We start from the raw sequence: 8,554 nt of genomic DNA, 5'->3' as shown, positions 1-8,554 counted from the left end.
CTGTCAAAAGATTCTTTTGCCATGACTTAAGTCTCCTTAAAAAAGTTAAACAAAACATTATGTTTGTCTTAATAACTATATACCTAAAAGCTAATTTGAGTTGTAAGTATCGACTATATTCATCTTAGATTCAACATAAAAAAAATGCCATCCAAGCTAAAATCTAACCCACAAATTACATAGTGCCATTTTGATAACATAAAAAACTTGAATTGCCAGTAAAATCTATACTTAAGGGCACAAAAAAGTTTATTAATAGAAAACAAAATGGAGCTCACGACGGGATTTGAACCCGTGACCTCTTCCTTACCAAGGAAGTACTCTACCCCTGAGCCACGCGAGCAAAAAAATAAGATTAGTGTATTTTAATAATGAGTTTGGATTTTTGGCAAAAAAAAAGATCCTCTAGGAGGATCTTTTTAATGGAGCGGGCGACAAGGTTCGAACTTGCGACATTCAGCTTGGAAGGCTGACACTCTACCAACTGAGTTACGCCCGCATAAGATTTAATTTTTATAACCTTTCAAAAACAATCTGTAAAGATTTATTTTTAAAATGGTGGCGAGAGATGGATTCGAACCATCGAAGGGATACCCCGACAGATTTACAGTCTGTTGCCTTTGGCCACTCGGCAACCTCGCCACAACCGCTGTAAAAAAATGGAGCTGGCAATAGGACTCGAACCTACGACCTGCGGTTTACAAAACCGCTGCTCTAGCCAACTGAGCTATGCCAGCAAACATTCTTGCGATGGAAATAAGTTATAAAGTAGAATTAAAAACCTGGCAAGCTTTTTTTAACTTATTTTTTAGAAAAAACTTTTTCCATTGCAATTGCCGCAGCAACCGATACATTCAGAGACTCAATTTTACCCATTGGCTCTAAACGGATTTTCTTTTCCAGCAGACGAACTGTTGCATGTGACAGTCCTCTATCTTCTGCCCCAAGTACAAGGCACTTAATTCCATTAATTTCACCAAGCTCATTATCATCAGTATGCTCTGTAAGCCCTATAGGAGTTACATTACGCTTAATTAGTGCAGATAAAAACTTAGGTAAAGAATTGCATTTAACGATGTCAATATACTCAAGAGCACCAGAAGCAATACGGGCCATCGAAGGTCCAATATTGAAATTATTTTTTACTGCAAAAACAATATGAGTAACATTGTAAAACGCTGCTGTACGCATGATTGCACCAGCGTTGTGGACATCTGTTACTCCATCTAGACATAAGATTTTAACTTCTTCAACATTATCAATTGAATCAAATAATGGCTTTGTTTCTAAAATTTCTTTTTGACTTGTTAACAAGAAAACACCTGACGGAACTCTTGAGTATTGAAATTCCTGTTCAGTATAAAGTTCCTTAGCAAGCTCTTGAACTTTGTGAGAAGAAACTAATTTAACTTTGATTCCATCAAGTTCTTGTTTCTTAATCCCACCCATCTTGTATAGCTTATCAATTCCCTCTTCACAGGCAACAAGCTCAATTGTTTTACGTTTAGGATTACGAATTGCATGTACAATCGAATGTACTCCTACAATGATATCTTGTTCCATTACAGGTCCTTTAAAAGCTCATTAACTTTCGAAATAAGTTGGTCTTGAGATACTTTTATTTTTTCACCAGTACGTCTAACTCTGATTTCTAGAAGACCATCTTCTTTGTGATCTCTTTCTCCAAGAACAACTTGAAGAGGTAACCCTAGAAGATCTGCATCCTTAAATTTGAATCCAGGTCCAGCCTTTCTATCATCATAAATAACTTCTAACCCTGCTGATATAAGCTCTTTATGAAGTTCATCAGCTTTGGCTTTGTATTCATCAGACTTAGTAATTGCAACGAAAGATAAATTATAAGGAGCAATTGCTGCTGGCCATATGATTCCATTTTCATCATGGTTTTGCTCAATCGCTGCTGCAACTAAACGAGTTACACCAATACCGTAACAACCCATTAAAGGTGTCGCAGCTTTTCCATTTTGATCGAGAATAGTTACCCCCATTCCCTTCGTATACTTGTCACCAAGTTGGAAAATGTGCCCTACTTCAATTCCTCTTTTAAGCTCAACTTGGTGTTTTCCATCAAGAGTATAATCACCAGAACAGGCAAGTCTAAGATCAGCAATCTTAATATCTTTAAGCTGCTCATTTGCGACAAAATTCTCTAAGTGCATATCAACTTTATTTGCACCTACGATGTAAGCCGCGTCTAAATCGATCTGTGCATCAAATACAATTTCTAAGTTATCGATCCCAACTGGACCAATGAAACCTTTCTCAAGACCTAATGTCTTTAGTTCATTATCAGTAGCAGCGATTAAGTCACGACCTGGATAAACTTTTTCTAGTTTTAGTTCGTTTAACTCATCATCACCTAATAGAAGTGCTAGTACAAAAATTTCATCTTCTTCATTCTTTGCTTTATAAACTAGAGACTTAATTGAATGAAATTCTTTCTTTCCTAAGAAATCACAAACGTCTTTTATCGTTGCTTTACCAGGTGTTGCAACTTCGGCCATATCACCTGTTCTAGCTGCACTTTCGACTTTTCTTAAAGTTTTTGCCGTTTCAATATTTGCTGCATATCCTGCTTCATTTGAATAAATAATTGCATCTTCACCTGCATCTGCGATCACTTGAAACTCGTGTGTTTTCGCTTCACCATCGGCCATGGCCCCACCATCTGCAACAACAGCGGAGAATTCAAGACCTAAACGATTGAAGACATTTTCATATGCTCGATAAAGGTTGTCATAGACTTCATCAAGACACTCTTTTGTCGCATGAAATGAATATGCATCCTTCATGATAAATTCGCGTCCACGCATCAGTCCAAAGCGAGGTCTAATCTCATCACGAAATTTTGTATTTATCTGATATACCGTTAAAGGTAGATCTTTGTATGATTTGATTGTTTTTCTAAAAACATCAGTGATGGCCTCTTCATTTGTCGGCGAAATACAAAGATCACGATCTGCCTTATCCTTAAACTTAAGCATCTCGCCACCCATCTTGTCCCAGCGCCCAGTTTCTTGCCAAAGCTCTCCTGGAGTTACAACAGACATTAGCATTTCATAACATCCGGCCTTATCCATTTCTTCGCGAACAATTTGTTCTACTTTGCGAATTGAACGATAACCCATTGGTAGATAATTATATAGTCCAGCTGCTGACTTATGAATTAAACCTGCTCTCATCATTAGCTGGTGTGATGCAATTGTTGCATCCGCTGGCACTTCTTTATAAGTTTGCCAAAATCCCTTTGATAGAATCATAGTATTCTCTCTCTTTTATAACGCGTGAAAATCCATACCATTGTACACGCTGTAATTCACACAATAAATGTTAAATATTTTTATATCGACTGATTAAAATGACGGCGCAAGGGCCATGGGCAGATCAAACGCTTGAACTGCTTCTTTCTCAAGTGATGTTGCCGATACAATTTCATATGCATCAGGTGTCTCAAGAAGCTTGCGGCAAAGAACGTTGTGAACGTGGTGTCCAGACATGTAAGTTGTGATTTTTCCGGCAATTTCATAACCTAGAAGGCTGATATCACCTACAGTATCAAGAATCTTATGTCTTACGAATTCATCATCAAAACGTAATCCATCTGGATTCATAACTTTAAAATCATCTAAAACAATTGCATTATCAAGAGATCCACCCTTAATTAGGCCTTTTCTCTTTAACATATCAACATCTCTTAATAGACCAAACGTACGCGCTCGACCAATTTCAGCGATGTAATTCTCGCAAGTAAATTCAAATACTTTACGTTGAGTTTTAATAATAGGGTGCTTAAAAACGATAGTAGAATCGATCACTAGCTTTTCACAAGGTTCAATTCTCGCCCATTTTTCGCCAACTTTTACTTCTACTGCTTTAGTAACTACTAGAAATTTCTTAGTTTTATGAAGTTGTTGGATTCCGGTCTCTTTAATAACATAAAGAAATGAAGCGCCTGAACCGTCCATAATTGGAACCTCTGGCCCATCAATTTCAATATAACAATTATTAATTCCGAAACCATAAAGAACTGATAGAAGGTGTTCAACAGTATGAACTGCACCTGGACCTGAGCCAATTGCTGTATTGTTCTCAGTAGCTCCTACAGTATCTGCAGTAGCCTTTAGCACTTGTGAATCTTTAATGTCAGTTCTCTTAAACTGGATACCAGAATCTGCTTCTGAAGGATGTAGAGTCATTGTCACCTTCTTTCCAGAATGGATCCCAATTCCTGTAATCATCACTTTTTTCGCTATAGTTCTTTGGTTTAACATTAAAAATCACCTAATTTTAAGTACTTTCTGTAATTTTAAACTGAGCAGCAATATATAGCAAGTATCGTCATACATGAGCAAAATATTACTGAATTTCCTGTCCTAGAGGCTTTTGTAACAAAATTTAACCAACCCTTCCACTCTTTTAATAATAACCGTAAAATAAATGCAGATGTTAAAACAACGTTAATTTAAATTCATGAATACGTTAAAGAAGGTTTATTGATGGAAAATTTATTTAATAATCTCGATCTAAATGAGGTGAATAAGTTCAATGCTGGCTGCTGTGTTGAGCACCTTGATATAAAAATTACTGAGGCAGGAAACGACTACTTAGTTGCGACGATGCCTGTAGATGAAAGAACAAGACAGCCATACGGCGTTCTTCATGGAGGAGCAAGTTGTGTCCTTGCGGAATCAGTTGGATCAATCGCTTCAAATATTATTTTAGATTCTTCAAAATTCTATGCTGCTGGTTTGGAGATAAATGCAAATCATGTGCGTCCAGTTCAATCAGGAATTGTTACTGCAAAAGCAACGGCCATCCATCTTGGAAAATCGACACACATCTGGGATATCCGCATCACAGACGAGAAAGACAAATTAGTTTGTATCTCTCGCCTGACGATGGCAGTTATTAAGAAATAAATTTTTATTTTTTAAGAAGTCGAGCTGGCATCTCAAAGGCTTCGTTAGTGAGTTTCTCACCAGTCTTTGGGTGCCTAACAGTTCTCAGTGCTACGAAGTGAAAAAGAAGTGGATTGATTGAGTAGATCTCATTTAAGATCTCTCTTTCTTCCTCTGTAATAAATCCTTTCTCTACAAGATCAGTCGTACGGTAAATCCAGTTAATTGCAGGAAGAGGATAATCTGATCCATACATTACACGTGAGTGAAATTGTTTATTTTCAATCATTTCAATTAGAGGCTCACTAAGTCTTTCATAAATGATAAGTGCCGATAGGTCTGTGAAGAGGTTTTTCTCATATTTCTTTTCTTTGAAAAGTCTCCAAAATAAATCAGAACACTCTGCTTGTACTCCACCATTATCTAGATCCTCACATTTTCCACGTGAAGCGGCGTGAGAGATAATTACATCAACACCAAGATCAAGTGCATGACGTAGGCGAAGTGGATTTCCTAACTCTTGAAACTTATCACCCTCTACAGCTTTCTCTTCACCGGCATGTGTAATAAGAGTCATATTATATTTCTTAAGCGCTTTATAAAATGGAATAACTTTTTTATTTGCAGGATCGATACCCATTGCATTTGGTAGCCATTTTACAAACTTCACACCACGAGCGGCCCATTTTTCTAACTCTTGAATTGCATCTTTACGGTAAGGATGTACTGAAGCAACCATTTTAAAATTCACAGGATGTTCTTGTGATAACTTCCAAATATATTCATTAGGCACATGAAATTCTGAATGCGTAAGATCTTTTGTACCATCTAACTTATAATGATAATCAAAAGCAAGTGCATAGGCTGGAATAAAGTGTGGCTGGTAAGTCATCAGTTCAACGAGACGGGCCACATATTGCTCATCTGCTTGCGACTTATCATCAACTCCAGAAGCGGAAATATAAACATTAAAACGATTGTATTTTGATAAGTGATTATACCAATCTTGCATATCTGGGTTTACCCAAATACCACTTCTACTATTCCCAAGACCCACGATATGTAAGTGAGTATCTCTTAATTTCTTTAGATCAATTCCATCGTAAGACTTTTCAACAAAGTCTTTTACATGTTTAGGAAGTTTTTCATATTCATTTGGTTTGTAATCAAAATCGCCACCAAGTTTTCCATAGAGGAGAGAACACGATGACAATAGCATTGCGAGAGTAATAAATAATAAATTTTTCATTAAAATAACCTTAGACCTTTTTTATAGTCGTATTTAACTTGTAGAAGCACACTGAAGTGATCATGATCATCACGGTCGTGATTTACCCCTAAGATAGTATCGTAAGTCCACTTATCTTTTTTAAACTGATTTAACATTCCAACATAAGCAGTATCTTGCTTACTTTTCTCTGACCAAGAACGAAAGTGAAGAACTCCAAATGTATATGTATCGCTATACTGGTAAGCGATGATATTTCTCATAACATTCACAATATCATTCGTATCTATTTCCATTGAATGAAGAGCATTTACAACAAGTCCTGAGTAGCCGCTGTACTTAAAAAACTCTCTCTGATAATCGTTTATTGTGACAAACTTTTTATAAGCTAGAACATTTTCTATTCTTAAATACGAACGTGTACCGTCTGCATCACATATCTGTGTTTCACAATCAAAAGTTGAAAGCTCCTTCGATGAACGCCAAACTTGTTCAGTTCCGGCAGTGAAGCCTAAAATTGAAACTGGAAAAAAATCGATACGGCCACCAACGGAATTGATCGAACCACTTGTATTGAAATAAGCAGACTCACGAATGAAGCCATAAATTTGTTCGTTATATCGCCACATCTCCTGACTGATTCCAGCGTCAACTCTCGCCGCTGCTCCTAGGATATAAGAACGATACCCAGCTGATGCGGATAAATCATATGTTGCTTGAATGTTAAACGTAATAAGACATAAACACAGAAATAAAAACTTATTCTTCATTAATCAACTCTTTTGCAATTTGTGAGATCTCACGACCTCTTGGCGTACGTATTAAAAAACCTTCTTTTAAAAGAAAGGGTTCATAAACATCTTCAATCGTAGAGCGGTCTTCAGCAAGAGTTGCACAAAGTGCTTCTATACCTACAGGACCTCCCCCATAATACTGTTGAATAACAGAAAGGATGCGTCTATCCATACGATCCAACCCGTGTTCATCAATTTCCATCATTTCTAGAGATTTTTTCACATCATTAATATTAACGTGAGAAGAATCACGAACAATAGCGAAGTCACGCACGCGACGAAGAACACGATTAGCGATTCTTGGAGTACCTCGAGCACATCTTGCCATTAAGTGCTCTGCATCTTCGTCTATTTGAATTCCGATTTTCTTAGCGTTATTAGAAATAATTTTTGCTAGTTCATCAGCTTTATAAAAATCAAAATGAAAATGTGCCATAAAACGATCACGAAGAGGATTTGACAATAACCCTGATCTTGTCGTGGCCCCAATTAATGTAAATGGAGCAATTTCAATTTGCATAGTTCTTGCAGCGGCACCATCACCAATAACAATATCGAGGCGATAATCTTCCATTGCTGAATAAAGAATTTCTTCAACAGAAATATGCATGCGATGAATTTCATCGATAAAAAGAACATCACGAGGCTCTAAATTCGTAAGAATCGCCGCAAGATCACCCTTCTTCTCAATGGCCGGTCCCGATATAACATGAAGCTGGCTTCCGAGCGCATTAGCAATTATCATGGCAAGAGATGTCTTTCCTAGTCCAGGAGGACCTGAAAGTAGTGCATGGTCCATAGACTGTTTTCTTTTAACAGCGGAAGTAACCATCACATCAATATTTTGTACGATTTTTTTCTGACCTATATATTCAGAAAAATCTTTCGGCCTTAAAACAATTTCTTTTCTTGTTTCTTCTTCATCAAGTGTTGGATCAAAAAAACGTCCTTCAGACATTTACACCTCTTTTAAAACAAGGTGAACTAATTGTTCGGCCCTTGTAATTTGGTTTTCATCTAAAATTCTTTTTGCAAGTGGCATCACTTTCTCTTCAGTAAAACCAAGTTCTTTACAGGCCATGATTGCATCATTCATTAGTGCCGAATCATGATTAACAACTTCTGATACACTTTCTTCAAATAGCTCAAGATTTAGAGGTGCTTGAGAGATTGATTGTGCTGTCTGATTCGCAGAAGCAGAAGCCTTAGAATACATTTTTATTTTTTGTGCTTTTCCACTTAAATCAAGAATGATCTGTGAAGCAGCTTTCGCTCCCACACCTGGTGCCTTTTGTAGTGTTTTCTTATTATCAAAAGTAATAGCATCAATTATGTTATCCACACCAATACTTGTCACAAGAGCAAATGCTCCTTTAGGACCAACACCTTTAACACTTAAAAGTAATTCAAATGTTTTCTTCTCTCTCAAAGATCGGAAACCAAAAAGTTCTTCACTTGCCTCTTTCACAATATGTGAGATGAAGATTGCAGCAACTGAGCCCTCTGGTAAAACATGTTGAAAATAAATTTGGTGACCTACCCCAGAAGGAGTAAAAAGAATTAATTCGTTTCCATCGCTGAAAACAACTTCGCCTTGTAATAGACCAATCATA

General features: G+C 36.9%; 8 protein-coding genes and 4 tRNA genes. 1 reads left to right on the top strand and 11 read right to left on the bottom strand.

The window, feature by feature from the left end; genetic code table 11:
* Positions 1 to 268 precede the first annotated feature (268 nt).
* The 7 genes from C0Z22_RS12535 to lpxC all read right to left on the bottom strand — a co-directional run bounded on the left by C0Z22_RS12535 (position 269) and on the right by lpxC (position 4,292).
* Positions 269 to 343 (bottom strand) — tRNA-Thr (locus tag C0Z22_RS12535).
* An 80-nt stretch (positions 344 to 423) separates the two neighbouring features.
* A tRNA-Gly gene (locus C0Z22_RS12530) sits at positions 424 to 499 on the bottom strand.
* A gap of 57 nt (positions 500 to 556) precedes the next feature.
* A tRNA-Tyr gene (locus tag C0Z22_RS12525) sits at positions 557 to 642 on the bottom strand.
* Between the two features lie 18 nt (positions 643 to 660).
* Positions 661 to 737, bottom strand: a tRNA-Thr gene (locus C0Z22_RS12520).
* Positions 738 to 801: 64 nt separating this feature from the next.
* A complete protein-coding gene (locus C0Z22_RS12515; protein ID WP_103218706.1) occupies positions 802 to 1,563 on the bottom strand; it encodes an RNA methyltransferase in 762 nt (253 codons plus the stop codon).
* A complete protein-coding gene (locus tag C0Z22_RS12510; protein WP_103218705.1) occupies positions 1,563 to 3,281 on the bottom strand; it encodes a proline--tRNA ligase in 1,719 nt (572 codons plus the stop codon). Before C0Z22_RS12510 ends, C0Z22_RS12515 begins: the two co-directional genes overlap by 1 nt.
* A gap of 93 nt (positions 3,282 to 3,374) precedes the next feature.
* The gene (lpxC, locus tag C0Z22_RS12505; protein ID WP_103218704.1) at positions 3,375 to 4,292 is read right to left on the bottom strand and encodes a UDP-3-O-acyl-N-acetylglucosamine deacetylase; all 918 of its coding nucleotides are present in this window, start codon (positions 4,290 to 4,292) and stop codon (positions 3,375 to 3,377) included.
* Positions 4,293 to 4,517: 225 nt separating this feature from the next.
* Here lpxC and C0Z22_RS12500 point away from each other — a divergent pair, with 225 nt between their 5' ends.
* Entirely contained in the window at positions 4,518 to 4,940 is a 423-nt protein-coding gene (locus tag C0Z22_RS12500) for a hotdog fold thioesterase (RefSeq protein ID WP_103218703.1), read from the top strand.
* 4 nt (positions 4,941 to 4,944) lie between these two features.
* On the opposite strand, the gene C0Z22_RS12495 is transcribed toward C0Z22_RS12500, so the two are convergent.
* Genes C0Z22_RS12495 through ruvA form a run of 4 tightly spaced genes read right to left on the bottom strand, consistent with a single transcriptional unit; the run spans position 4,945 to position 8,553 of the window.
* Positions 4,945 to 6,168, bottom strand: coding sequence for an amidohydrolase family protein (locus C0Z22_RS12495; protein WP_103218702.1), 1,224 nt, complete (start codon positions 6,166 to 6,168; stop codon positions 4,945 to 4,947).
* A complete protein-coding gene (locus C0Z22_RS12490) occupies positions 6,168 to 6,917 on the bottom strand; it encodes a hypothetical protein (RefSeq protein WP_103218701.1) in 750 nt (249 codons plus the stop codon). The genes C0Z22_RS12495 and C0Z22_RS12490 overlap by 1 nt, the downstream gene beginning before the upstream one ends.
* A complete protein-coding gene (ruvB, locus tag C0Z22_RS12485; protein ID WP_103218700.1) occupies positions 6,907 to 7,899 on the bottom strand; it encodes a Holliday junction branch migration DNA helicase RuvB in 993 nt (330 codons plus the stop codon). The genes C0Z22_RS12490 and ruvB overlap by 11 nt, the downstream gene beginning before the upstream one ends.
* The gene (gene ruvA / locus C0Z22_RS12480; protein ID WP_103218699.1) at positions 7,900 to 8,553 is read right to left on the bottom strand and encodes a Holliday junction branch migration protein RuvA; all 654 of its coding nucleotides are present in this window, start codon (positions 8,551 to 8,553) and stop codon (positions 7,900 to 7,902) included.
* Position 8,554 lies beyond the last annotated feature (1 nt).

Origin of the sequence: Halobacteriovorax sp. DA5 (assembly GCF_002903145.1) — a bacterium.
GTDB lineage: Bacteria > Bdellovibrionota > Bacteriovoracia > Bacteriovoracales > Bacteriovoracaceae > Halobacteriovorax_A.
Note: the sequence above shows the minus strand (reverse complement) of the source record. Positions and strands in the feature narration are given on the sequence as shown.